At 52.0% G+C, this 23,774-nt stretch carries 23 protein-coding genes, 1 tRNA gene and 2 pseudogenes; 19 read left to right on the forward strand and 7 right to left on the reverse strand.

Annotated features, from left to right (window positions below; all coding sequences use genetic code 11):
- Position 1 precedes the first annotated feature (1 nt).
- From PHA81_RS15675 to PHA81_RS15690, 4 genes are all read left to right on the forward strand, one after another.
- The gene (locus PHA81_RS15675; protein ID WP_273837531.1) at positions 2-253 is read left to right on the forward strand and encodes a hypothetical protein; all 252 of its coding nucleotides are present in this window, start codon (positions 2-4) and stop codon (positions 251-253) included.
- Positions 246-773 (forward strand): hypothetical protein, encoded by a 528-nt coding sequence (locus PHA81_RS15680; protein ID WP_273837532.1) that lies wholly within the window; start codon positions 246-248, stop codon positions 771-773. Before PHA81_RS15675 ends, PHA81_RS15680 begins: the two co-directional genes overlap by 8 nt.
- A gap of 242 nt (positions 774-1,015) precedes the next feature.
- The gene (locus tag PHA81_RS15685; RefSeq protein ID WP_273837533.1) at positions 1,016-1,351 is read left to right on the forward strand and encodes a transcriptional regulator; all 336 of its coding nucleotides are present in this window, start codon (positions 1,016-1,018) and stop codon (positions 1,349-1,351) included.
- Entirely contained in the window at positions 1,351-1,686 is a 336-nt protein-coding gene (locus PHA81_RS15690) for a type II toxin-antitoxin system PemK/MazF family toxin (RefSeq protein ID WP_273837534.1), read from the forward strand. Before PHA81_RS15685 ends, PHA81_RS15690 begins: the two co-directional genes overlap by 1 nt.
- Positions 1,687-2,348: 662 nt before the next feature.
- Here the strand turns inward: PHA81_RS15690 and nucS are convergent.
- On the reverse strand, positions 2,349-3,128 hold the full coding sequence (gene nucS / locus PHA81_RS15695) for an endonuclease NucS (protein WP_273837535.1): 780 nt from the start codon (positions 3,126-3,128) through the stop codon (positions 2,349-2,351).
- A 116-nt stretch (positions 3,129-3,244) separates the two neighbouring features.
- A complete protein-coding gene (locus PHA81_RS15700; protein WP_273837536.1) occupies positions 3,245-3,550 on the reverse strand; it encodes a hypothetical protein in 306 nt (101 codons plus the stop codon).
- A 158-nt stretch (positions 3,551-3,708) separates the two neighbouring features.
- Between PHA81_RS15700 and PHA81_RS15705 the strand changes: the two genes are divergently transcribed.
- Both PHA81_RS15705 and PHA81_RS15710 read left to right on the forward strand, forming a co-directional pair.
- Positions 3,709-3,990: a PadR family transcriptional regulator gene (locus tag PHA81_RS15705; protein WP_273837537.1), complete on the forward strand. Its 282-nt coding sequence runs from the start codon at positions 3,709-3,711 to the stop codon at positions 3,988-3,990.
- 103 nt (positions 3,991-4,093) lie between these two features.
- Positions 4,094-4,588 carry a TRAM domain-containing protein gene (locus PHA81_RS15710; protein ID WP_273837538.1) on the forward strand — a complete coding sequence of 165 codons (495 nt, stop codon included), beginning with the start codon at positions 4,094-4,096 and terminating at the stop codon, positions 4,586-4,588.
- Between the two features lie 50 nt (positions 4,589-4,638).
- On the opposite strand, the gene PHA81_RS15715 is transcribed toward PHA81_RS15710, so the two are convergent.
- Positions 4,639-4,986, reverse strand: a complete 348-nt coding sequence (locus PHA81_RS15715) for a hypothetical protein (RefSeq protein ID WP_273837539.1) — start codon at positions 4,984-4,986, stop codon at positions 4,639-4,641.
- Positions 4,987-5,130: 144 nt separating this feature from the next.
- Here PHA81_RS15715 and PHA81_RS15720 point away from each other — a divergent pair, with 144 nt between their 5' ends.
- The 11 genes and pseudogenes from PHA81_RS15720 (at position 5,131) to PHA81_RS15770 (ending at position 20,012) form a co-directional block, all read left to right on the forward strand.
- On the forward strand, positions 5,131-6,159 hold the full coding sequence (locus PHA81_RS15720) for a glycosyltransferase family 2 protein (RefSeq protein WP_273837540.1): 1,029 nt from the start codon (positions 5,131-5,133) through the stop codon (positions 6,157-6,159).
- A 39-nt stretch (positions 6,160-6,198) separates the two neighbouring features.
- The gene (locus tag PHA81_RS15725) at positions 6,199-7,398 is read left to right on the forward strand and encodes a glycosyltransferase family 4 protein (RefSeq protein ID WP_273837541.1); all 1,200 of its coding nucleotides are present in this window, start codon (positions 6,199-6,201) and stop codon (positions 7,396-7,398) included.
- Positions 7,395-8,732, forward strand: a complete 1,338-nt coding sequence (locus PHA81_RS15730; protein ID WP_273837542.1) for a sulfatase — start codon at positions 7,395-7,397, stop codon at positions 8,730-8,732. Before PHA81_RS15725 ends, PHA81_RS15730 begins: the two co-directional genes overlap by 4 nt.
- A gap of 13 nt (positions 8,733-8,745) precedes the next feature.
- The gene (locus PHA81_RS15735; protein ID WP_273837543.1) at positions 8,746-9,903 is read left to right on the forward strand and encodes a glycosyltransferase family 4 protein; all 1,158 of its coding nucleotides are present in this window, start codon (positions 8,746-8,748) and stop codon (positions 9,901-9,903) included.
- Positions 9,904-9,907: 4 nt separating this feature from the next.
- Positions 9,908-11,479 (forward strand): alkaline phosphatase family protein, encoded by a 1,572-nt coding sequence (locus tag PHA81_RS15740; RefSeq protein WP_273837544.1) that lies wholly within the window; start codon positions 9,908-9,910, stop codon positions 11,477-11,479.
- A gap of 109 nt (positions 11,480-11,588) precedes the next feature.
- Positions 11,589-13,415 (forward strand): hypothetical protein, encoded by a 1,827-nt coding sequence (locus PHA81_RS15745; RefSeq protein ID WP_273837545.1) that lies wholly within the window; start codon positions 11,589-11,591, stop codon positions 13,413-13,415.
- 71 nt (positions 13,416-13,486) lie between these two features.
- Positions 13,487-14,635, forward strand: a complete 1,149-nt coding sequence (locus tag PHA81_RS15750; protein WP_273837546.1) for a glycosyltransferase family 4 protein — start codon at positions 13,487-13,489, stop codon at positions 14,633-14,635.
- 68 nt (positions 14,636-14,703) lie between these two features.
- Entirely contained in the window at positions 14,704-15,675 is a 972-nt protein-coding gene (locus tag PHA81_RS15755) for a hypothetical protein (protein ID WP_273837547.1), read from the forward strand.
- Positions 15,676-15,800: 125 nt separating this feature from the next.
- Entirely contained in the window at positions 15,801-17,243 is a 1,443-nt protein-coding gene (locus tag PHA81_RS15760) for a flippase (protein ID WP_273837548.1), read from the forward strand.
- Between the two features lie 355 nt (positions 17,244-17,598).
- Positions 17,599-18,296: pseudogene (locus tag PHA81_RS15765) on the forward strand (IS1595 family transposase); the annotation flags it as partial.
- A 285-nt stretch (positions 18,297-18,581) separates the two neighbouring features.
- Positions 18,582-20,012, forward strand: a complete 1,431-nt coding sequence (locus PHA81_RS15770; RefSeq protein ID WP_273837549.1) for a sulfatase-like hydrolase/transferase — start codon at positions 18,582-18,584, stop codon at positions 20,010-20,012.
- A 168-nt stretch (positions 20,013-20,180) separates the two neighbouring features.
- Here PHA81_RS15770 and PHA81_RS15775 read toward each other — a convergent pair.
- A pseudogene (locus tag PHA81_RS15775) lies at positions 20,181-20,675 on the reverse strand (transposase); the annotation flags it as partial.
- A 179-nt stretch (positions 20,676-20,854) separates the two neighbouring features.
- Positions 20,855-21,316, reverse strand: coding sequence for a hypothetical protein (locus tag PHA81_RS15780; protein WP_273837550.1), 462 nt, complete (start codon positions 21,314-21,316; stop codon positions 20,855-20,857).
- A gap of 283 nt (positions 21,317-21,599) precedes the next feature.
- Between PHA81_RS15780 and PHA81_RS15785 the strand changes: the two genes are divergently transcribed.
- A tRNA-Met gene (locus PHA81_RS15785) sits at positions 21,600-21,673 on the forward strand.
- Between the two features lie 68 nt (positions 21,674-21,741).
- Here PHA81_RS15785 and PHA81_RS15790 read toward each other — a convergent pair.
- Entirely contained in the window at positions 21,742-22,545 is an 804-nt protein-coding gene (locus tag PHA81_RS15790; RefSeq protein ID WP_273837551.1) for a hypothetical protein, read from the reverse strand.
- A 130-nt stretch (positions 22,546-22,675) separates the two neighbouring features.
- On the opposite strand from PHA81_RS15790, the gene PHA81_RS15795 reads away from it, so the two are divergent.
- On the forward strand, positions 22,676-23,224 hold the full coding sequence (locus tag PHA81_RS15795; protein WP_273837552.1) for a hypothetical protein: 549 nt from the start codon (positions 22,676-22,678) through the stop codon (positions 23,222-23,224).
- Between the two features lie 320 nt (positions 23,225-23,544).
- Here PHA81_RS15795 and PHA81_RS15800 read toward each other — a convergent pair whose 3' ends face one another.
- The gene (locus PHA81_RS15800) at positions 23,545-23,742 is read right to left on the reverse strand and encodes a hypothetical protein (RefSeq protein WP_273837553.1); all 198 of its coding nucleotides are present in this window, start codon (positions 23,740-23,742) and stop codon (positions 23,545-23,547) included.
- Positions 23,743-23,774 lie beyond the last annotated feature (32 nt).

A 23,774-nucleotide genomic window follows, 5' to 3' on the forward strand; every position in this document is an offset into this window, starting at 1 on the left:
CGTGACTGATGAGAGCGCCCGGTCGGAGCCGCCAGCGACGATCAGCCAGATGCACGATCAGGACTGGCTGATTATCGTGGAAGCGCTCGCGGCATGGGGCGGCGATCCCCAGACGGTCGATAGCAGCGCCCCACGGAAGGGGCGGGCGTGGGATCTCATGAGCACGATCGCCAGCGAGCGGGGGTTTCCCGAGGGCAACCCATTGAAACAGGTCGATGATGCGTGGGGTGCGATGGAGGACACCGATGGGTGACAACACCGACCCTGACGACGCCACAGGAGAGGCCGAGACCGACACGGAGCAGTCCGCCAGCCGACAGTCAGGTTCATCCGGGAAGATACGCTTCTATAATGAACCGCCAGCCCCGGACAGTTACTACTACGAATATTTCGACGGCGGGATGGTTCTCACCCACGAGACCCGCGACGACGTTGGGTCGCCTGAAAACGCTGTCCGCGTTGAAGTTGACGAGCGCTATGATCCCGGATTTTCGCGTGAAAAGCTCGCTGCGACCCAAACGACAGTAAAGAACCTGTTGACATCGGCTCTCGTCAACGTGCTCATCGCAATTATCGTCGTTTTCACTGTTGTCACGAATGCACAGGTGGTGCTTTCGGCCGATGCTTCGATTTCGATAGTGAACTGGGTTTTGAGTGGTCTGTTCGTCCTTGTTGGTGGGTACGTGCTTTTTCACGGAGTCCGGGGATTTCGGAACCTGTATCGGTTGCAGGGAATCGGACGGTCAATGTCGATCACCGACAACCAGCAGTGAACTTCCCGTTCCACTTTGCTTGGCAGGGTTCCCAAAGCAAAGGTGATATGCCGGTTCATGTGTGTTGTTTGCATGGTCAAAAACGACCCTTTCTCGGCCATCCTGCAATGAAACACTCCCCCTATCCACAGGGGAGCGCTCCGGCATGATCCGTGAAGGAACGGCAAGCGGCAACAAAGAATGAACCCCTCCATAAGGTTCGGAACACAAGGTTCATGCCTTCGGGTTACGTAGCTACACTCATGTCTGGGAGAGATCGAGCGGAGGGCGGCGAGTACGTCGAGACGACAAGTACGCAAGCGGTCCTCACGGCTATGCGGGACGCCGATGATCCATTCGTGACGGTCGGCGATGTAGCCGAGGTGGTCGCCTGCTCGCGCGAGACGGCCCGTCGCAAGCTGACTAGTCTCTACGAGGAAGGACGGATCGAGCGCCGAGAGATCGGCGCGAGTGCTGTTGTCTGGTGGGTGCCTGACGAGGGCAAGATGGCGGACATCAGTCGTCGCCATGAGAACGATTACTACGCAGAAAACCCCGACTGGGCCGACGACCTGCCGGACCTCGGCGAAGGCGCTTAATGGCGTACAAGCACGGCTCAGTCGTTCTCGTTACTGATCCGTACAAGGATGGGAACCGACCGTTTCTCGTCGTGTCAAACGACACTCGCCCCTACTATGGGGAGGATTACACGCTCGCGGTCATGACCACCACCGAGTTCGAAGAGGCTGTCCGCCTTGACGCCGCCGACGTGGTCGAGGGTCACCTCGACGTCCATCCATCGTACATCAAACCGTGGTCACTCCACGAATTCGAGCACGACGAGATCCACCGTCGCGTCGCGCAGGTCTCCGACACCGTTCTCCAGCACGTCGCCGACGCCGCGTACGGCCTGATGGAGCCAGAAGAGCCGTGAGTACGGTGAGTGGGCGTGTCGGCGGGCTCTGTCCTTGATGGCATCGAGGAAGTCACCATCCGTCATGGTATACCCCACCGACGAAACCATCTGTTCCAGGTGCGCTCGCCACGAGAGTCCTTACTTCAATACCCTCCGAGATCCGGTGGGACGCTGGGGATGTCGCTCTCGGAAAATCTATAGCAGCGAGAGGCGAGCACCCGATGGGCCGCGAAAGGGAGGGCGTCGGCGGAGCTGGTGGGCTCTGTCCTCAATAGCACGGGGAGGTCTGTCGAAGTTGGCTACAACCCCACCATCGAAACGCATGTTCCGGCGCTCTCGCCGTGAGAGCCCCACGCAAAGGTCCTGGGCCACCCGCGCGCACCCCAGCGAAAGGTCTACACCTTCCCCCAGCGGACTCACCCATAGCGGACCGCGTTAGCGAGCGCGTGCGGCGATGCTGGCGGGCACTGTCCCCGAGTAGCAATCGGGGAGGTCCAATACGCATCGTCTGCCACAAACCTGCCGTCGAAACCTATTGTCCCGGGCGCGCTCGCCGCGCAAGTCCTCTCACCACTCGCTTTCGCCCGGCGTTCCGGCGATCCATCACCACGCCCGCTGGAACACGTTCGCCTGACTCCGCTCCTCGCAACACGGCGATCGAAACCATATCCAGAGTCCGCTCACTGCGGTGAGTTCGAGTTGGTGCTGAATTCCGTGAGCTGAGTCACTGTCGAATCACCGGACGTTGCTGGATCAAGTTCGACGAATTCGAGGTTTTCTTCGGCGAGCAACCGTTCTGCTCGGTCAGTGACCGAGGGTGCGACCAGGATGCCCCGGATGGAGCGTTCAACGGGAAGTTCGCGATCGAGCGCATCGACGTAGCGATGAAGTTGACTGACGGCGTCCGGACCGACACGGCGGCGTTTGAGTTCAACAACGGTCGGAACGTCGTCGGCATCTTTCCCGTAGATATCGACCGCTCCAGCGGCTGTCTCTCGTTCGGTCATCTGTGGTGTGAAGCCTTTTTCGAGGATATCTGGTTCGGTAAGAATACGCTGACGGAGGTCTTCTTCGCTGCCTTCAAGCACGAGATCGGGTGAGTCGTCCAATTCCATGATGGACAGTTGGAGGACGGTCTCGAAGGTGATCGTCACCTCCTCGGATGGGGTTGAGCGCGTACTGTGAACGATGAGTTGGTCATCATCGAGGTGGGCAGTGTGAGTACAGCCGGGTGGTTGCCAGTTGACTGGTGTCCGCTGTTCAGTGCGGTGAACGAGGAGGGTACCATCGGGTTTGAGGATAACGAGCCGTTCGCCAGGCGGGAGATAACTCGACGCACGGCCGTCGTAGTCGACCTCACACCTGCCGACGAGGGTCAGCATTGCATTCTGCTTGAAGCCTGATTCGACTCGTTTCAGAGCGTCCTCAGCCGTTGGGTTGGTCACTGACGAGACAGGCATAGGAGGACTTCGCGATCCGATCGTATGTACTGTTTTGTGGACTGTCGGAGAGTAGCTCACGAGAAGAATCGGTTATCAGTAGAGTTTGCAGTTGCTTGCGAACCTACTGAATCTGGCTATGGAGAACTCTCGACGGTGTTTTCGATGGTCATCTCTTCGACTGTGGTAGTGATATCGTCGATCCGCCCATCGAGTCCAGCAACAAACTCGCTGGTTTCATCGGTCGTAGCTGCTCCTTGGCTGGTCGGTTCGATCAGGCTCGCCTCTTCGAGCACGCGCAATGAGTACCGGATCTTGTGGTGGGGATGGCCAGTTTCGTTCGACATTTTCACGATTCCAATGGGTTCGTTGTCGATGACCTTCTCCAGGACTTCGAGATGGCGGTCGAGCATGTCGATTTCTTGTTCAAGTCGATCGATCATGGCGTTCATTGTCTCACACCGACATAATCGTAAGTCTTGCTATCGAGAGCGGCGATTCTGACGATTCATCGTCAAAAATACTGCCTGGGTCGTTCTGTTTCCCGGTTCGCGTTTCAGAAATCGGCATGTTTTACTGTGGTAATGTCCAGCTTGTGGATATGCACGATTTGACTGGTTTCCAGCGTGATCTACTCTACACGATCGCGGGACAAGACGAACCCCACGGGCTGGCGGTCAAAGACGAACTTGAGGAGTACTACGAGACTGAGATCCACCACGGCCGACTCTATCCAAACCTCGATGAGTTAGTCGACAAGGGACTGGTCGAGAAGGGCCAAATCGATCGGCGAACCAACTCGTACGCGATCACCCAGCGTGGCCGCCGCGAGATCGAGGCTCGCCGCGAGTGGGAAGATCAGTACGTGGCAGGCAAGGCGTGAGTCCCGTGATGGCTCGTATCAGCAATCACAAGCAGCGATCAACGCCGAGGCTGGCTCGCGGAGCCGGGCTCCACACACCACGCATCTGTGAGGAGAGAGCCTAATGGCCGAGGTTCCCGACCAATTGGAGTGTCTCTTCAGCGCGTCGATCGATCAGCACGGTGACTCCTACAGGGTCGAAATTCCACGGTCCGAGCTCGAAGAGGGGGCGATCACCAGTGGTGAAACCTATCGAGTGGCAGTTCTGACGAGTACGCTCCAGCGCGACGATGTTGAGACTCAGCAGCAATCGGGTAGCCATTCGTCGGATTCAGATGGTTCCAATCAACAGGCTCCACCAGTCGAATCGGGCGACATTCGCGACGTGACGATCGAATCACTGGGTGATCAGGGCGATGGCATCGCGAAAATCGACCGGGGGTACGTCGTGATCGTCCCCGGGACGCGTCCGGACGATGAGGTGACCATCGAAATCGAACAGACCAAGGAAAACGTCGCGTTCGCGCGGGTTCAAGATGATGCACCGGATTCCACCGACTCCGGAACGGACGATTTCGACGATTCGTTCGCCGAAGAGACACTCGGCGAGAGCGGGTGAAACGCTTTCGGCGATCCGGCCTAACTAGCGGAATCGAGCAGCTACAACAATCACAATTGCTTTCGATATGCCCTCGCCATACGGTAGAGTGTCCAGACCGTGATACCGCTGTAACTAACCAGTATCAGTAGTGTCCCGAGGAGGATGGTCTGTTCCGAGGGTTGAAACACTATCCATGTAATTCCAACAAGAATAGTAACCACAAACAGAAGGAGCATCGTTCGAAAGCCGATCCAAAGAATGTTCCAGCGTTCTTCCCAGTCCAATTCGGAGCTGGTCTGTTGGGCCTGTTTGTTTTGTCGGGGATCGCCCAGCAATCCGAGTCGAATCAACACTCGGTGCAACCAGAGGCTGAACCGGTTTTTCAATGATTTTCTGTTTTCATTATTATCTGCCATTGGTATCATTACTGTTTCTTCAGATAAAGGTCGTTCGAGTCTGTGTAGCTGTTAGTCGATGCCATTATTAGGTTAGCCATATAGCTTTCTTGCAGAGACTAATTCGACATGGAAATTAAACAACCGTATGCCGATGAGTGGTAAATGATTGATGTTCTAACTGTAGCGCTTGTCGCGGTGGCCATCGGAGCGTTAGCGTGGGGCTTCGAGCGATACCGTTCTCGCTTTGCCAGAACTGACTTGCTACTTGCAATTGGTGCTGCCGCCGGACTGCTTGCTATCGTTTTCGCGCCAGTCATCTACGATCAAATCGGGAACTTGCTCAACATCCGCAAACGGTATGTGACTGTCTCGTTGCTCGGGAACGTCGCCTTGTTGGCCTGTGTGTTCTACCTCGTTTCGATCGTGAGAGCCAATCGTGGACGCATTAACGACCTCACCCGGAGTCTCTCGGTTGAGCAGGCGAACCCGCTCAAGGCTGACGGCGGCGGCGAGACTATTGGCGTCGTAATCCCGGCCTACAACGAGGAAGCAACCATCCAGAATGTCGTCAACTCGCTGCCGGAAACGATTCGAGGCTATCTTGTCATGCCGATCGTTGTCTCGGATGGATCGGCGGATGCGACCGCTAATCGTGCCCGCTCCAATGGCGTGACCGTCGTCGAACACCATCTCAATCAGGGCCAAGGCGGTGCCCTCCAGACAGGCTTCGAGATAGCCATGCGTGAGGAGGTCTCGATCGTGGTGACGATGGATGGCGATGGCCAGCATCCAAGCGACCGGCTCGAACGCATGGTGAGACCGATCATCGATGATGAGGCCGACTACGTGATGGGCTCGCGGCACAAGGGCACCGATTACTCGGGCAATAGCGCCGTTCGTCGGGCCGGGATCTACGTGTTCACACGGTTGATCAACCTGCTCACGAAATCGGAGATTACCGACTGTACGAACGGCTTCCGGGCGATCCGTGGCACGGAACTCTCGAAGCTCACGCTGACCGAAGAGCGGTTCAGCGCGCCCGAGCTGATCATCGAGGCGCGCAAGAACGGGCTGCGACTCCAGGAGGTGCCGATCACGATCGCGGAGCGCCAGGCCGGCGAAACGAAAAAGCCGCAGTTGGGTTATGCAATCGGCCTGACGCGGACGATACTGACGACGTGGATTCGGTGAGTCGCTATCGAGACGCATACTGACGCCGCGGACGAGAGTATGGAGCTGCTGTACATCAACAACACCTCGTTTCTCGCGGGCGGTGGTGGCGGCGAAGAGCGGGCAAATGAGATCACCAAACGTCTCGCGGCGAACGGGCATGAAGTTACAGTGCTGGCGGGGAAGACCGATCCCGAACTACCGAACGAAACCGTCGATCAGGGGCGGCGCTTCCGGCATGTCACCTGTGTGCCGGCGTTCGTCTTCGAATACGGATCGCTCGGCTATTTCCTCTCGCGCTATCTGTTTGCGTTCGTCAGCCTGCCGGCCGTGGTCTGGCTGCTGTATCGCGAGGAGTTCGATGCGGTCGTCGAGACGATGACGCCGTATCCGACGTTTGCGGTCCTCGCGGCGAAGCTGTTCGGCGTGCCGATCGTCGCAACTCGACACGAATTTTTCGATTGGAGCTGCTATGACGTGTACGACCCGCTCACGGCGACGATTCAGCTGATCGTGCAGAACTTCCTGCGCGTCTTCGAGTATAGTGCAATTGTCGTGCCGGCGACCCACATCAAACAGCAGTTCATGGAGTATGGTGTGCCCGAGGAGCGACTCACCGTCATTCCGAACGGCGTGGAGTACGAACGGTATCGACGGCCGGCGATCGAATCCGACCCGGGACGACTCGTCGTGGTAGGTCGATTGACGAAGCGAAAACGTCAGGGTCGCCTCGTTCGCGTCGTGCGACGGCTTCGTGACGAAGGCCACGACGTCCGGCTGGACGTCGCCGGTGACGGGCCCGCACGGGAGCGATTGGAACAGTTGGTCGCCGACCTCGATCTGGGCGCACACGTCACGATACACGGGTTCGTCGACGAGGAGCGGAAGATCGAGCTGCTCAATCGAGCCGAGTTGTTCGTCTTCGCCTCGACACAGGAGGGGTTCGGGATCGTCTTGTTGGAGGCGATGGCTGCCGGCCTGCCCGTGATCGCAAAGCGTCTGCCGGTGTACGAGGATTTCTTTGTTGACGGGAAGAATGGAGCGTTGGTCAGGGGTGAGGACTTGCAGACGTTCGCGGATGCGGTGCACCAGCTGCTGGATGATGGTGATCTCCAGCGATCGATGAGCAAGCGGAACCCTGAGACGGCAGCCCAGTACTCCTGGGAAACGATCGCGGAACGAACCGAGCAGACGATCCGCGAGCAGTGCGCTGACGAACAACGGTCTTATGCGTCATCTCTACGAGGATTGGCTCAATGAGTGAGATATCGAACGTTATCTTGTTGAGCGTGGATGCGCTCCGCGCTGATCATCTCTCCTCACATGGGTACGAACGGGAGACAAGCCCAGAGATAGACGCGCTTGCAGCGCGTGGAACACAGTTCATGAACGCCTTCTCGGCGAGCTCGCACACCCGTGAGGCCGTTCCATCGTTGCTCACCGGTCGTCGTCCGAGTGTGTTCGCTGAGGGTGGCTATCGGCTAGTGACGGAGAGTCTCGCTAGTCGCCTCTCGAAACAGGATTTTTCGACGGCAGCATTTCATTCGAACCCATACGTTTCGCGGGCGTATGGCTACGGTGATGCGTTCGATACCTTCGATGACGATCTCCTCTACGGTCGCAATCGGTTCGCTGCGCTCGCGCAGCGAGTGCTCGATAAGTTCGTGTTCAATCGTGGTGCGTATCATGCCCGAGCGGACGAGATCAACGAGCGCTCGCTGGAATGGCTCGACAGTCGTGCTGCGACAGAGCCGTTCTTCCTGTGGAATCACTACATGGACGTTCACGGGCCGTATAATCCGCCGGAGGAATATTCGGTCTATACTGAACAATCACTCTCGAACAACGAGGCACAGCGACTCTATCAGAAATCGATTGACGAGCCTGATGAAATCACCGCACACGAGCGAGAGTTACTGATCGATCTCTACGACGGGGAGATTCGTTATCTCGATGCACAGATCAGTGCGTTCGTGGAGGCGCTTGCCGACCGAGAGTTGCTTTCCGAGTCGCTCGTGATCATTACGGCCGACCACGGTGACGGGTTTGGAGAGCACGGCTACTATGCTCATCCGCGATACGTGTACAACGATCTGCTTGCTGTTCCGATAGTGTTGCTCGGTAATTCAGTTTCTGCTGGACGTGTTGAGACGGCTGTCAGTACGTTGGATATAGTGCCAACCGCACTGGAAGCTCTCGGCGTCGACGTCGATGACAAGCTTCCTGGTCAGTCGCTTCTCTCGACTGTAGCCGACGATGGAGAGATGCAGCGGAGTGTGATTAGTAGCGCTCAAGGGGAGGATGAAGCTTCGAACGTTCGCCGATTTGCGATTCAGGATGGACGCTTCAAATATATACTCGACCGTGACGCCGAGACCAACACAGTAAACGGATGGCAAGCGTTCGATTGTAAGGACGACCCGCAAGAACAGGACTCGTTCTCTCAACAGCAGTTCCCCGAAACAATCGTCGACTTTCAATCGGAACTCGAAGCACACAGCAAGAACATTGGCTCTGAGGTCGACATCAATGAAAGTGAAGAGGACGCAAGTCACGAAGTTGAACAGCGATTAAAGAACCTTGGCTACAAATAACCCATAAGAAATGATGAAAGTTGTATTGCTCAATGGAAAATGGTATCCCAATACTGGAGGGGGTATTGTACATGTTGATGAACTTGCTACGCGCCTCGCCGAGGATCACAACTGCGATGTCGACATAATTGTCAAAGAGAGTGATGTCGATGACAGCTTTGTAGACACATCTGAAAACGTCAATCTCATCCAAATACCAACCTCGATCTCGAAATTTCGGCCACTAAACGAACTCCAATACATACTTTCGATACTCAGATATGTTCATAAGGGCGATTACGATATCGTACACGCGCATACAAATGTCACTGCGTTTCCTTTGCAGCTACTCCGTATTTTCGATGATTTAGCCACCATTCTGACCGTACACGGTGCCAGTCTTGATTTCGAGGTTACCTATACTGGTTCAATCCTTGATTCAGTATATACATCTCTCAGACGAATGCTTCTAGAGAAATTTACCTACGATGGAATCATCTCAGTTAGTGATGAGCTTGCAGACGCCCTCTCGGAATATCATAGAAAAATAGAATACATTCCAAATGGAGTCGCTATAGACGACTTCCCCGCTCCAGAAAATAGCGGCAGCAAGGAAATCCTGTTTGTGGGACGCCTCCGACCTAAAAAGAACCCCGTCGATATTGTAGAAGCCATGGAAGAGGTGGCTAGCGATCATCCCGAATCAGCACTCCATATCGTCGGAACAGGTCCGCTTGAAGAAGAGATAAAACGAACAGCAGTAGCCAGTGGGATCGAAGATCGTGTGACTGTTCATGGTCGTGTTTCCGATGAAGAGTTACACGATTTATACCAGCGATGTTCGATTTTTGTTCTTCCATCAAAATGGGAAGGACACCCACTCGTACTGCTTGAAGCTTGGGCAGCTGGCATGATCGTGATTGGAACCAACGTTGAGGGAATACGAGAATTCCTTTCTGGTAAGAGCTTCGGAAAATTGGTGCCACTCAACGATCCGAACGAGATTGCTTCTGCAATCAATTCATCCTTAGCACAACCGACTACGCTCAACCAGAACGGAACGGAGGCTCGGCAATTCGTGAGAGAGGAGTATGATTGGGATGCGACTGCTTCCCAGACGTATGACCTCTACAAAGAGCTGATTACAAATGGTAGCAAGAGTGAAACAGAGAAACAAGGAGCAGTGAGATAGTAAAATGGCTGAGAATACGCTTCTCGTGGGAATTGACGCTGGTGACTTCCGTACGATCGATAGATTGGCCGAAGCGGGAGAGATGCCCGCCCTTCAGTCGCTAATGAATCACGGGTTCCATGCTGAGCTTGAAAGTTCTGTTCCCCCATGGACCCCAACGGCCTGGACTTCACTCACCAGTGGGAAAAATCCCGGCAAACACGGAATCTTCGATTTCAAAACTACGGATCAAGAACGTCTCGTGAACGCTGGCGATGTACAAACAAACCGTATCTGGGATTACCTAACGATTGACGGTCAAAAGTCCATTATTGTGAACGTGCCGGTCACACATCCTGCCCCAGAGATGGAGGGCGTTCTCGTTCCGGGATATCTAGGGCCTGAAACAGACGCAGCAGAAGCGTACCCGGAGGGTGTCATCGAGGAGCTGCAAAATCAGATCGGCGATTACCGTGTTTACAAGCACGGTTCATATGATTCCGATAAGGCACTCTGTGATGAGTATATTCGGTTGATGAAGATGCGTCGTGATGCTATTATCTATCTCTGCAACACTCATGAGTGGGATTTCGCTATGGTCCAGTTTCAAAGAACGGACACTGTATTTCACGAGCTTCCGGAAGAGCAGTACATCAATCGCGTATACAGCCGCGCTGACGAATATATCGGGGACATCATCGACGCCCTCAATCCCGACACGACGGTAATAGCGTCGGACCACGGCATGGGACCAATGGGTGACTGGGACTTCCGAATCAATACGTGGTTGCAGCAAAAGGGATTGCTCGAAACCTCGCTAGACGGACTAGAATCCGGCTGGAAAAAACCGGTCAACGAAACCAATGCAGAGGGTGCTCAAGACGAAAACGATAGCCGCTCTCTGCTATCACGTGGTATCACAAGTCTCTCGAAAGCAGGGTTGACACCGCAACTCGCAGAGTCACTATTGGCACGCATTGGTATCGATGATCTAGTGAAAGAAGTCGTTCCAGCCTCGATCCTCCAACAGGCCGTCTCTTCTGGCGCGAAGATAAACGTTGAGGCATCAACGGCACACTGTCCTTCCGGTCCCGGACTCGGCATCTACTGCAACGACGATGTGAAGCCGATCGTGATCGAAGAGTTGCGTGACGTTACGCTACCGGGGACATCGGAACAACTCTTTGAGTGGGTCAAACCCTCAGAGGCCGTCTTCGAGGGACCACATGCAGCAGCCGGACCCGATGTGCTAATGGCCCCAAGAAGGATGAACAATTATCTCAGCGCCACGATCTCAGCGAATGCCTTTGAACCAACTCAATATCAATATAACCACAAATCCGACGGGATTCTTATCGCTACTGGTCCATCTATACCAGATGGTGCAAAGCGTGGTAGTCAGAGCATCTACGATATTGCGCCAACGCTACTCTCGATGTTGAACATTCCCGTTGATTCGACATTTGATGGTGAACAAATTGAATCCTTACTTAAAGAAATGGTACCAGAGAAGGAATACCAAGAGCGGTCACAAAACAAATCCAGTGAAGAATTTGATGAAGTCGAATCGAGACTTGAGGATCTTGGCTATTTATAACATATACCTGCTAATCGTGATTTTAAATTTTCAGATTAAATAAATATATTTAGAATGATGAAATAATCGAGACCAAAAACACTATTTCACCTGCCCAACCACCCAAAATATGCGTATAATCTCTCGCCGGATAGATATCATAGCTGCTATTCTATTGCTATTTGGTTCTATCTTTGGTGTCGTGGCTGGGGTGAGAATTGGCATCCGATATATACCATATATTAGTATTTCTTTCGGTATTGCTTCAATTTTTTATATTATTTACTGGCTCGGCGATGACTGGCGACCCCGATTCAAATATGATCGGGGATGGAAAATGGCTGATCTCGGAATTTTCGTGGGGATTGTGGGATTATCGGCTTTGTCCAGACATTCACCGGGCGTCCCAGAAGCATTCTACTGGATACTGGCCGTCGTGTTTTTGCTGATCACCCTTCGTGTCCTTATCGCCCCGTCCAAGCGGGTTATTATCCAAATCTTGTTGTTCGCTGTTATCCTCCGTGGAGCACTGTGGCAAAGCGCACCAATAGTTCGGCATGATCCCCGACTTCATGTCGGAATTTCACGCTTTATTCTACAAACAGGAAGATTGCTCACAGATCCAAATTACTACTACCGAGATTTCCCTGTCGCACACGTCCTTTCTGCCACTACATCAATAATAACTGAACTGCCAATTAAACAAGCGTATTTCGCCGCTCTCGGCGTCCCTGCTGTACTCGGACTCATTGCCATATTCGCTATCACACGGAGGCTTGCACCGACAGGTCATCGTTTACGCTCCGCGCTACTTGCCACAGCGTTTCTTGCCATCGCTGCAGCCCATGTCTCGCTCTCCGGATTCCCAATCACACAAACACTAACGCTCATCATCCATGCAACAGCGTTGGTAATGGTTGTTAAACCGAATAGTACCCGGCTGAAAGTTATTGTAGTTGGCTATATCGGCATACTTTTGTTTATCCACAATTCTGCAGTCATATCATTGACGATGTTATTCGGCGCGCTTCTCGTCTCCCGAGTTGTTACAAGAGCGATCCAACGTCATACTGATTCAAGACCAGCAGCTACCCGCTCAGTGAGTTCGTTGGTGGTTTTTCTTGTGGGCGGAGTAGCATCAATCGAATACCTGTATAATATTAATTATTTCCATACACAAGTTCGACGAGTTCTTGCAATATTCATAGTTGGTTCTAAAACCGCTCAGGGCGACATTTCAGGAGCTTCATTTGGTGGATTAGCATACACACTCGCTGACCCAATTCTACATATCGGAATTGGCTTATTTATCACAACAATTGGGCTGGCCTTTGCCGCTCTCGTGGCAGTGAAACGACTGCGCGATGGAGGACGTTCGGAGTTGACCACAGTCTGGACACCGGCAGCGCTAGGTATGTTTGGATTTGTCGGTATTGGCATTGTCCTCGCTGGTACTGGAAGGATAACACGCATTAGACCCGAGGTATTGCTACTCATCGCTCCAGTGGTCGGGGTAGCATTGAGTAGATTGGCAAATCGTAAAGTTGGCGTTATAGCGGTTTGTCTCATCTTACTGGCAACCCCGACGCTTGCCTTAGTTGCTGCCGAAAATAGCTACCGAAATCCCTTGACACCGCCGACAAACAGGGCACCAAATGACTATCCCGTCCATATGTCTGCATCAGAGGTAGCAGCATTGAATTTTGCTGAACAGAATTTACAATCGCTTTCCTCTGGCTCATACGTAACTGATACCTACAAGTTTCGCAACTTGCCTAGTGGCTCTTTGGAAATTGTGTCAAGTTTTCCACATCGCAATATCACCCGATCCGATCTCACCAGTTGTAACGCGTCGATATTGTATCGGACCTCATATCAGTCCTACCCCGGGGTAGACCGGCCTATGGCACAGAATGCTGTCTATGATTCTGGTGCGGCATCGATAATCCATTGTTGAGAGTTATCTACATTCATGTGAACTAAAACGAAGAGTATAGGCACATATAGATATGATGACGACCATAGAGAATGGTGGAAGACGATATTGGTGAAACTGTATTCATCATCGCTGATCGCGATATTTCTGTGGTACAAGGAAGCACCGAAATGTTCTATCTCACAAACTATTTTGCCGACATCACTAAGACACACGTTTTCGCTCCGACGAGTCAAGAGATGGGTGACGCACGCATGCATAGCCTGCCATTCGCTGGAGCAATTGGAACAATTTTTCTGAACATACTGTTCTTACCATACTGGCTGCTCCAACTCTCCAACCACAAACCGGATATAGTATATTGCTATCAAAACGTACTGACACCACCATTACTGGCAAAATACGTTTTCGGAGCAACCGTTATCTACGATCTCCAGTCTGATCCCTGTGATCAAGCGAGAGAGTTCTCTGCCGGATCGACTTCGAGAACGATGCAGTTGCTATTCGCCATTAGCGAACGAGCTCACAGCGCTGTTCTGCCTCGCAGCGATCTCATCGTGACGCTCAGTAAAGAACTCGAAGCGACAGTCATTGAAAACTACGGGATTTCTCCATCGAAGACACACCTGCTTCCGCTGGGTGTCGATACCGACAAATTCGACTGTGAGCGAACCACTGGTAATCCGCTTGTATTCACGTACGTCGGCTCCGTTCATGCTCGACGAGGGATTGCTGAGTTCGTTACTGGACTATTGCAAGTCCCCGGAGAGAAACGGAGTCAGGTTGAATTCCATATCTACGGAGATGGCGATCGAGAACACATCAACCACCTTCGAGAGATGTGCGATGCAGCCGGGTTTACTGGATTCCAGTATCATGGTCGCGTACCGCACGATCAAATTCCACATGCATTGCAGAAGGCCGATGTTGCCGTCTCACCACTTCCTGAGTTAGAAGCTTACGAAGTCAGTAGTCCGGCGAAGATTTATGAGTATCTTGCAGCTGGGCTTCCGATCGTTGCCACGTCGATCACACCCCACAGACGAATCCTCGATGACGACTGCGCGTTCTTTGTAGAACCCATCGCGGAGCAGTATGCAGCTACGATCGAGGAAATCGTTGATAGCAGAGACCATCTCACGAATAAATCGGCTGCAGCGAGAGAGATAGCTCGTCATCACGACTGGTCCGAACGATTTGCTGAATTATCGGAACGGATAGCTTCGATTGATGCTGCCTGAAGTTGACCGTGACAAATTCCTCACTGATAATACAAAATTGATTTATATTCAACTCACGGTCTACTTGCATGGGATGGCTCACGAATCGTTCTCGCCGTGTACTTGATTCGATTAACCCTCGGTCAGTGTATGCGTGCTATTTCGTACCCTGGTTGGCGCTTACTGCGCGACATCGAATCGGGAAGGACATTTTCGATGAAGAGTGGGACCTCGTTGTTATCCTTGATGCGTGTCGTGTAGATGCTCTTCGAGAAGTCGCCAACGAATATGATTTTCTTGACGATGTACATGCCGAATTGTCTATGGGATCATCGTCGAAAGAATGGATGGTCAACACTTTCCACGAAACTAACAAAGAAAAGATCAACGACACAGTGTATGTGACGGCAAACGCTTGGGCAGAACAGGTACTAGACGATACAGTATCATTTACTGGATGGACAGTCACAAATGGAACATTCGTTGAAGGAAACCAACTTGTCGAAAGGCTCGCGTACCGTCCGACGGTTACCAAAGCGGATTTCCGTGACGTGATTGAGCAACCGCTCTCTAATGTTGGTGGAATTGATGGCTTTCCCGCCGAGCAATTAACTGACTTCGCTATCGAAGCAGGTCGCAAATACAATGACAGTCGGATGATCGTCCACTATATGCAACCCCATGCCCCGTTTCTCCACCACGTTGCTAATGGTGAGCAACCAGACAATATAGACGAAAAACCACTTGAAGCCCTCAATGATATTCAAGACCGCAAAATAGTCCGGGAAGGGTATGTTGACAATCTCCGATATGTTTTGGATAATATTGAAATACTTCTAGAGAATTTTGATGGAAACGTGCTCATCACGGCCGATCATGGGGAGATGCTTGGAAAGCGGCTACACGGACATGGTGAAGGAATACCACATCCGAAACTACGATGGGTTCCATGGGTACGAACGACAGCAACCGATTCGAAAACACGAGATCCAGATGTCGAGATTTCCGAAGGTGTCTCTGAAGATATAGATACACGACTTTCTGCACTCGGATACATTTGATCTATATAACTATACACCTGAACGCAGTAAAGTGGCACTGGTTGCCGTTTTGGCTTGAATTTTATTGAAAACAATCCCATCCCGATCGGAAGGATTTACTTACTCTCTCGGGGAAGCATAGACAAATGGGGATGAAGAAAGCGACGGTTGCTGTTTTTGTTTCTACTATTGCGCGCAACCTTCTATCGTTCTTCGCGGTTGCGTACTTCTCTCGCACACTGGGAACCGCTACTTTGGGAATGTATTTTCTCTTCCAATCCGTCCTCAGTATGCTAGCGATACCTACAGACTTGGGTGTGCGTGTCGGGGTTGAAAAACGGCTCAGCGAGGGGAAAGATCCCGGACCAATCCTTGGGTCTGCGATTGCGGTGAAGATCGGACTGCTCGCGGTCATGAGTATCGTGATCCTGCTACTCCGAGGATGGCTTGCCGACTATATCGGAGCCGACGTTGCGGTCTTGCTCGTGATTGCGTTGTTACTGAACGAGTTGGGAAGGTTGGGTGACCGTACTCTCAGAGGCGAACAGCGAGTGAGTGAAACAGCCATCTTCCAGCCACTTCGTACCGCAGTTTGGGCAGGATTGGGTGCGATCTTGGTCTGGGCTGGCTTTGGGGAATGGGCATTGTTGTACTCATACACCGCTGGTTTGCTGGGAATAGTTTTCGTCGCTCTCTGGCGCGTTGACTCACCCATCGGACGCCCGACGATCGAACACACGCGCTCGTTGATTGGCTATTCGAAATTCGCTGCCATCGGTAGTGTGGGAGGACTGATTTACAACTGGGCAGATGTCCTGCTTCTCGGGTTCTTCCTTGGACAAGCTGCTGTCGGTGCGTACGAGGTTGCATGGCGCGTCGCAACGGCCTCAATGGTATTGAGCAATGCTGTCCGAACATCAATATTTCCACAGACGAATACATGGGGAGCAGATGGTGATTTTGAACGAATTGAGTCACTTATTGAATCAGCAGTTGTCCCCTCATTCTATCTTGAAATACCCGCATTTGTCGGCATCATCGTCGTAGGTGATGAAATTCTTTCAACTCTTTTTGCTGTGAATTACTCGATGGCCGCGGTAGTGCTAGCCATTCTTATGATAGAAAAGTTGCAAAAAGCATTGGTAGTCATTTTGATCGCTCCGATGCATGCGGTCGGGCGTGTTGATCTTGATGCATATATAACACTACTGAGCGTCGCGGCAAATATTGTATTTAATTTGTTGCTAATCCCCCGATTTGGAATTGTTGGTGCTGCAATTGGCACAACACTTGCAGCGATGGTAAAAACAGTCGTACATGTGTGGTTCTTATCCCAAATAATTCAAATTCGCATTCCGTACCGGCCGTTAGCTTGGTGTGCAATCGCGGCCATTTTGATGGGTAGTATCATAATAGTTGTTGAGCAATATGTTAGTCCTAAATCTGTGACTGGTCTTATTGCAATTGTTTGTGTTGGAGGGGTGGTTTATAATGGAATTACAATGGTTTCTTCGACTATCCGACAGCAAACACTTAACACACTTCCTTTTGATGTTTTTTCTTATTTTCCAATTCCATCGGATAAATGATTAATTTTGTCATATATAACACAGCCGGCTGAAGTAGGCGCTGTCTAGTTAAGAGCGAGCAGGTCGAAGAGCTGGTTGTTCATGCCACTCAGCGACCTGCTCGATGAAACGTTAGAGACGGTAGATAGTGACTGTTGGGTCCGAGAACCATTCGTGTTCGGTTAAGCAGTGAAACCAAGAGCAGGCAACCGGATTTCGATTAGACGGAATGGGTTGTTTCCACAAATAATCTTTCAGATTATTCTGCTGCGCGGCTCGTAAGATATGGCCGCGATTAGTCAAGTGCACCGAGTGCACTAACTCACGCTCATCGGGATTCCCGCAATCGAATTACTAGCTCACGCGTCGTGGAGATTCGATCTTCGCTCATTCGAAGATCGCGCTCCGGAAATGGCTGTTCTCGATCTATGCGTTTTGCGGTTCAACACGAGTCTCAGCCAGCTTCATCGAGAGATTGACGTCACCTACAAGACCGTCCACCAGCGCGTCCAGCGCTTCATGCGAGCGCTGGACGCGCCCGCTCCTGATCTCGTTGGACCGGTCGAGATCGACGAAGTGTACGTCTCTGCTGGCAAGAAAGGCTGCGAGCGCGACCAACCGTCGCGCTCGCGTGGCCTGTCCACGCGCGGGCGGGGAACCTATGACGACGACAAGCCGCCAGTGTTCGTTCTGGTTGATCGTGGTACCGGCCAGCGCTACGTGGTGCCTGCGAAAACGGCGAACGAATCGACGATTCGACTCCTGCTGGCGGGAAGCCAGCAGGAGTCGCTAACTGTCTATACCGACGGGTTTCGGGCGTACGATCCGCTTGAGGAAGACGCTGCTTTCGATCGTGAATGCGTCATCCACGGAGATGGTGAATACGTCGACGGGGAAGTTCACGTCAATACCTGCGAGAGCTACGGGTCGCTGCTGCGCCCGTGGCTCTCGCCCCATCGGGGCATCTCAAAAGACAAGCTCACTCAGTATCTTCGAGCGTTTCAGCTCCGCAGAGAGGTATTCGACCAATCCGGTCGAAAAGCGCTCAAGCACGCTGTCCGAGCCGCTCTCTGAGATCAACAATGTGCTACACATGAGCGCTCTCGGTTTTCCTTAACCGAACACGAATGCTCTTCGATCTATCGCCCCATCACGCCGCCGTCTAGTGATTCAATGGAGCCGTTTGATCGCCTTCGAAACAGCCTCATCCGCGAATTGCTTGCGGATTCGTTCTTTCGTCAAACTGAAAATCTTATTTCTGGATTTGATCATATCTTATCTTGTCACTGCGGTCCATCAAAATTTCCGGCTGAGAATAGACGAGAAGCTATTTACATTTGTATCCACAACCGAGGATCAATGACTGAAGAGCGAAATGTTGTACTTATCTGCTTAGATACAGTTCGAAAAGATTTTTTTGATGAGATGGCAGATTCACTTCTTGAAATGGCCGACCTTAGGTACGATCAGTGCCGTGCAGCTAGTTCCTGGAGTGTCCCCAGCCATGGAAGCATGTTCACAGGACAATTACCTCACGAGCACGGTGTTCATGCCTATAATTCAGATTTCAGTACGTTAGATGACGAAAATGTCTGGTTGACTGATCTCGATGATCATGTTACTATGAATATCAGCGCAAATGTCTGGTTGACACGCTCTTTTGGCATTAACAAATTCTTTGATAAGCAAATAGATATTGCCTCTCAACAGCGATTTAAAGACGGAATGAATGTGAAAGAATTTAAGAACGAAGAAAACACAGAAGGATGGCAGATGTACGCTGCCTTCATCCAGACAGCACTCCAACATGACTACCCAATCCAAAGCCTCATTAATGGAATATTCGGTAAAACTTTGAGTTATATACGACACACACCAGTTCCGACGCCAGTCGACGATGGAGCAACACGGATTATAAAGGAGTCCTTGAAACAAATCGATACTACTGAGGAGCCATTTTTTCTCTTCCAAAATTTCATGGATGCACATGGTCCTCTCCACCATGTTTGGGGACACAATCAAAATTTGCATGATGTACCATTATCTTGGTCATCTAATGATCTCGATGCATGGAACCTTGTTTTCAATCAAAATGATGATGTTAGTGATTGCAAACATGGAATAAGACATTATCGAGAACTATACCGGACAGCAATTGACTATCTTGATCGAAAAATCAGCTCATTTATTTCAACTGTCCAAAATCAGACAGACCGAGAAACAACATTCGTGATTACTGCCGACCATGGGGAAAATCTTGCGTATCCCGCGGATGATTGGACGCTAAATCATGCGAGCAGTCTCTCTGAAGGATTATTGCATGTGCCATTGTGCGTTATAAACCCACCAAAAAATAATAGTACGGTTATTGACGGATTTGTCAGCCATCTCCAACTAGGCAAGTTGATAATGGGGTTAGCTGACGGAAAAGTGGACAAAATCCAAAATGAACCAATTGCAGCTGAATTAATCGGTGGCAGTCCACAAGTGAGAAAAAGGGCCAAAGAAAGAGATGAAATAGACTATTGGGATCGAATGCAACGTTGTGCATATAAAGATGAAACAAAATATCTCTGGGATTCTCTTGGAGCTACAAAAACGTTGGACATTGATTTTCATAAATCATGCTGGCAGCAGGAACGCATAGACGAATCCCAAGTACCGGAATGGGCTTCTATGTTGTTTAGAACTGATATTGAAACATATGATCAAATTTCGGATTCTGAAATGTCAGCAAATGAATTCCCAAACGCGATTCGTGATCAACTCAAAAATCTCGGGTATATATAATTAATTGGTTTTATTTAAATGTGTCTTATTTATTAGAGAATAGACGGCGGTGACGGGATTGCTCCGTGATGAGTTTGAGGAAACAAAATCGAGAAGTCGATTATGCGAGTCGCGCTTCTCGACCTTGTTGAGACAGCACTACGTACAGAGCGTGTCATAGAATCCATCTCAAGCGGTGAGTATCTCACGGCCGGGGTTGTCTCCTCGTTCATCGTTGGTGATCGCAATGACGACTCGAAGGCACAGCGCGAGGAACACCTGCGCTCGTGCATGAACGCGGCCTCGGGCACGGACGGGCCCGAGGCCGCAGTCCTTGACCGCATCATTCGTTCGTTCAACCTGTGTCCGGCGGTTGTACGTCTCATCTAAAACCGAGCGTTTGAGCTGAACGTCCTCGCTGTGCTTTTCGATGCGGTCTTCGACCCTGTACTCGATATCGAGCGGATCGTCGGTATTTCGTGGGTTGTACGGGGCGATTGGCATGATCCCTGCTTCCAGCAGGTGGTCGTGCCAGTCAAGCGTGTCGCACGCACTGTCGCCGATCATCCAGATCGGCTGCTCGACGGCGAGCGCGTTACGCGTGACGCGCATCGCCGTCTCCTCTGGCGCTTGCTTTGCTGGTGTGAACTCCGCTGCGATGGGAATTTTTGCTCCCTCGGTGACCGATCGGGCCGAGGAACTACTGGCAACCGAAGACTTGGAATTCATCTCTCTCACCACAGAAGAGTCGGGGCTATCCCAAGGACGCAGCTGACCTGATACCACGAGGAATGATAATTTACTGCTTTATCGCCTATCTTCTGAAATCATAAAAATGTAATGATAAATCGGGTTGGACAATTTTACGACGCGATCAGTAGCTTTCGGGTTGTCCATACTTGCCATACCATCACACAAATTACTCCGACAATCACTAGCGCGGCAACCCAACGATAGGTATTAGCGGGAAACAGAAACGCTGCTATTCCCGATCCGAAAACGAGTAAGAGGACGATTGCGTTTCCTAGTGTAGCTACACCGATAAAGCTGGACACTGCCTTCTTACTGGTGTCGTTTCCAAGCGAGACTGATTTCAGATTCAATTTGTCATTATTTGAGTTGTCGTGCTTTCTTCCTTTGGGATGAAGACGGCAGTTTTCGGCCTCCGTCGTAAGCTCGGCTACGATTTCCCCATCAGGATCGTATTTGGAGATGATGATGGTCTCCCCTTCGATAGCTGTGACTTCGCCGGATATTTCCTCATCATCTCTCAATTTGACAAGAGCATAGTCGCCGAGATGAAGATCGTAGGCGGTATCTCTCATATGTCTATCCCCGGAATACTGGAAAGGACACTAGCAATAAGAGATTAACGACGACTACGTTTGATGATTTGTCATCCTCCACGCCTCAGTGTCGGGTTACCAAAGCAAAGGCGACAGAGTGCCCATGCTGATTGTTTGCATGGTCAAAAACGAGCCTTTCTGACCAGACTGGTCAAAAGGTGGTCATCTTTAACTCGGTAGCAGGGGTGGCGAGAAGATGACTCTCGCTCGGTGGTGCATCTCGGTCATAACCGTTATTCGTGCCTCGAAAAGAGTGTCGGCCAGCGGGATGGGATAGCCAGATATTCCAGCGGGTTCATATCCCGCAGATCGGTGGTTCGAATCCACCTCCCGCTATATCCTGCTATCTGTGAATCGCTTCGAGAGCGGTATCAACGCACTCAGTGAGGAGGTTGGATATGAAGTCAGAGAACGTCATCCGGCTCCCAGTCAGCTTCCCACTGGAGTGGACGTGGACCAGGAACGGTGTTCGCTTGGCTTCGCAACTCGTGAGTAGTGAACCACGGATGACATCGGCCGGTTCGCTCAAAATCACGGAAGAAACTAAGGTGGACCCAACTGTACGAGGCCGGGGTTTCGTCGGCTTGCTCGCGCTGTCGAATCGTCTCTGCGATCTCTTCGCGTGTGATGTCGATATCGCGGTCCTTGACCAGCCGGTATAACCCTTCCAACTCGGACGCTTTCTCCTCGTCGTCGAGATCGTCATTGAAGAAGATCTGGAGGGCAGCACGACGCACCTCGTTCGGACTGTCCACCTGATCATCAGTCATCCACGCGTAGTCGCGCGGGAGGACGTGCGTCTTCTTGAAGTAGAGCGAATAGATGACGCCGAGTTCGGGGCTCTCGCCACCGGATTCTTTCTCGTAGACGCCCACCACCCAGTCAGCGTACGTCGCGGTGAGATGGAGTTTGATCGCGAACGCCGACCGCTCGTTGAACTCCGGATCGCGGAGATCCCCGACGACCGCGGCGAACGTATCGGTCCGCTTGTTGAGCTCGCTCTGGACGAGTCGGAGGTTCTGCTCGAACCCGTCGCGGTAGCTGCCAAGCACGAGGTACGTTGTCCGGCCGGAAACCTCGAAAGCGGGCACCTCTGTTCGGAGGAAGTCGATGGCCTGCTTGCGGTCAGCAACACTCAACGGCTCCTGTAACGCTCGGTCGAGAGCCTGTTTGAGGCGCGCTGCGTCATCCGGTGGCGACGGGGGCATTGAGGTCGGAATCGGCCCGATATGGCCTTAGTTGTTCCGGAATAGCTTGGCGATCTATGAATATACCAACCTAGTATGTCTCACTTGGAATAGCCAAACCATTATGTCGCCGCAGTTTTAAACGACGCATATGAGCGAAACGCCGTCCGCCACCTCTGCTTCACCCTTCGAGGCACAGCGTGAGATACACGAACTACTGTCCCAAGAGACCCGTCACCATATCCTCCAGGCAATTCTGGGTCATCCAACTCACCTAATGTCGTTGACGGAGTTGGGGTACTACATTCAGAAGAGCGAGTCCGCGATCCTCGACCAGCTCGACGTGCTGAGCGATCGCGATTTCATCGCGACGTACGTCGCTGAGGAGAACGAAGGGAAACGGGATCAGCCGAGCAAGTTCTACGGCCTGACTGAACGGGGTATCGAGGTATTGGACGAGTTCAAATACCTGCGCGGGGTGCCAGTTCTCCGGGCTATCCACGACAATACGGTCAAACCTGAGCGGATCCAGCGTCACGAGGATGCTTCCCGTCCGGAACTGCCAGATGTGGTAGCCACTACTCTTGAGTTCGATGAAGAGGCGGTGGACGCTGATGAGCTCGAAGGCATCGCGAGTGAGACCATCTTCGCGGACAAAGCCACTGCTGAGGAGGCAGGCGCGTTCGACGATATTCTATAGCGTTATATAATTTATTAGGGGCGATATTGGTTGCTGAGCGTTTGAAATGGCTGATATCGGCGGAATTATCGATTTGGCGTGTTACTCGTGCTTAATCGAATAAGGACGAGTACTTTTACGGACCACCCCGCCCTCTGCCACAGCACACCAGATGCGACAACCCAGAGTACGGCTACTCGGTCCAAGAAACGGCAATCAGCGCAGCTAATCGGTCGCGATCTCGGCACCATCGACGAGCGCGTCGAGTTTCGCCCACGCGATCTCGGGGGCAACCATCCCGAGACCGGCCTGGGTGCCGAAGCCACAGTCCGGAGCAGCGACTAGGGGTGTGCGTCGTCGACCGCGCTCGCGACGCGCTCCAGACGATCTGTGATCGTCTCTGGGTGGTCGATGATGTTCGTTTTGACGTCGACGACGCCCGGGATGAGTGTCCAGTCATCCGGGAGTGGGTGATCGGCTCTCGGAGGGTTCGTGATCGAACGGATCACTTGAGAGACCGATGGATCGGTTTCGTCCACAGGGATTCATATGGTGTCCGCAAAACGTGATA

This window comes from Halococcus sp. PRR34 (genome assembly GCF_028617175.1).
GTDB classification, from domain to species: Archaea; Halobacteriota; Halobacteria; order Halobacteriales; family Halococcaceae; genus Halococcus; species Halococcus salifodinae.

What these genes read in the sequence shown, in the direction of transcription:
- PHA81_RS15680 (WP_273837532.1), top strand. Translation starts at nt 246, where the DNA reads ATGGGTGACAACACCGACCCTGACGACGCCACAGGAGAGGCCGAGACC.
- PHA81_RS15710 (WP_273837538.1), top strand. Translation starts at nt 4,094, where the DNA reads ATGGCCGAGGTTCCCGACCAATTGGAGTGTCTCTTCAGCGCGTCGATC.
- PHA81_RS15750 (WP_273837546.1), top strand. Translation starts at nt 13,487, where the DNA reads ATGGTGGAAGACGATATTGGTGAAACTGTATTCATCATCGCTGATCGC.
- PHA81_RS15745 (WP_273837545.1), top strand. Translation starts at nt 11,589, where the DNA reads ATGCGTATAATCTCTCGCCGGATAGATATCATAGCTGCTATTCTATTG.
- PHA81_RS15755 (WP_273837547.1), top strand. Translation starts at nt 14,704, where the DNA reads ATGGGATGGCTCACGAATCGTTCTCGCCGTGTACTTGATTCGATTAAC.
- PHA81_RS15690 (WP_273837534.1), top strand. Translation starts at nt 1,351, where the DNA reads ATGGCGTACAAGCACGGCTCAGTCGTTCTCGTTACTGATCCGTACAAG.
- PHA81_RS15760 (WP_273837548.1), top strand. Translation starts at nt 15,801, where the DNA reads ATGGGGATGAAGAAAGCGACGGTTGCTGTTTTTGTTTCTACTATTGCG.
- PHA81_RS15740 (WP_273837544.1), top strand. Translation starts at nt 9,908, where the DNA reads ATGGCTGAGAATACGCTTCTCGTGGGAATTGACGCTGGTGACTTCCGT.
- PHA81_RS15790 (WP_273837551.1), bottom strand. Translation starts at nt 22,545, where the DNA reads ATGCCCCCGTCGCCACCGGATGACGCAGCGCGCCTCAAACAGGCTCTC.
- PHA81_RS15705 (WP_273837537.1), top strand. Translation starts at nt 3,709, where the DNA reads ATGCACGATTTGACTGGTTTCCAGCGTGATCTACTCTACACGATCGCG.
- PHA81_RS15730 (WP_273837542.1), top strand. Translation starts at nt 7,395, where the DNA reads ATGAGTGAGATATCGAACGTTATCTTGTTGAGCGTGGATGCGCTCCGC.
- PHA81_RS15780 (WP_273837550.1), bottom strand. Translation starts at nt 21,316, where the DNA reads ATGAGAGATACCGCCTACGATCTTCATCTCGGCGACTATGCTCTTGTC.
- nucS (WP_273837535.1), bottom strand. Translation starts at nt 3,128, where the DNA reads ATGCCTGTCTCGTCAGTGACCAACCCAACGGCTGAGGACGCTCTGAAA.
- PHA81_RS15770 (WP_273837549.1), top strand. Translation starts at nt 18,582, where the DNA reads ATGACTGAAGAGCGAAATGTTGTACTTATCTGCTTAGATACAGTTCGA.
- PHA81_RS15735 (WP_273837543.1), top strand. Translation starts at nt 8,746, where the DNA reads ATGAAAGTTGTATTGCTCAATGGAAAATGGTATCCCAATACTGGAGGG.
- PHA81_RS15700 (WP_273837536.1), bottom strand. Translation starts at nt 3,550, where the DNA reads ATGATCGATCGACTTGAACAAGAAATCGACATGCTCGACCGCCATCTC.
- PHA81_RS15720 (WP_273837540.1), top strand. Translation starts at nt 5,131, where the DNA reads ATGATTGATGTTCTAACTGTAGCGCTTGTCGCGGTGGCCATCGGAGCG.
- PHA81_RS15795 (WP_273837552.1), top strand. Translation starts at nt 22,676, where the DNA reads ATGAGCGAAACGCCGTCCGCCACCTCTGCTTCACCCTTCGAGGCACAG.
- PHA81_RS15715 (WP_273837539.1), bottom strand. Translation starts at nt 4,986, where the DNA reads ATGGCAGATAATAATGAAAACAGAAAATCATTGAAAAACCGGTTCAGC.
- PHA81_RS15685 (WP_273837533.1), top strand. Translation starts at nt 1,016, where the DNA reads ATGTCTGGGAGAGATCGAGCGGAGGGCGGCGAGTACGTCGAGACGACA.
- PHA81_RS15725 (WP_273837541.1), top strand. Translation starts at nt 6,199, where the DNA reads ATGGAGCTGCTGTACATCAACAACACCTCGTTTCTCGCGGGCGGTGGT.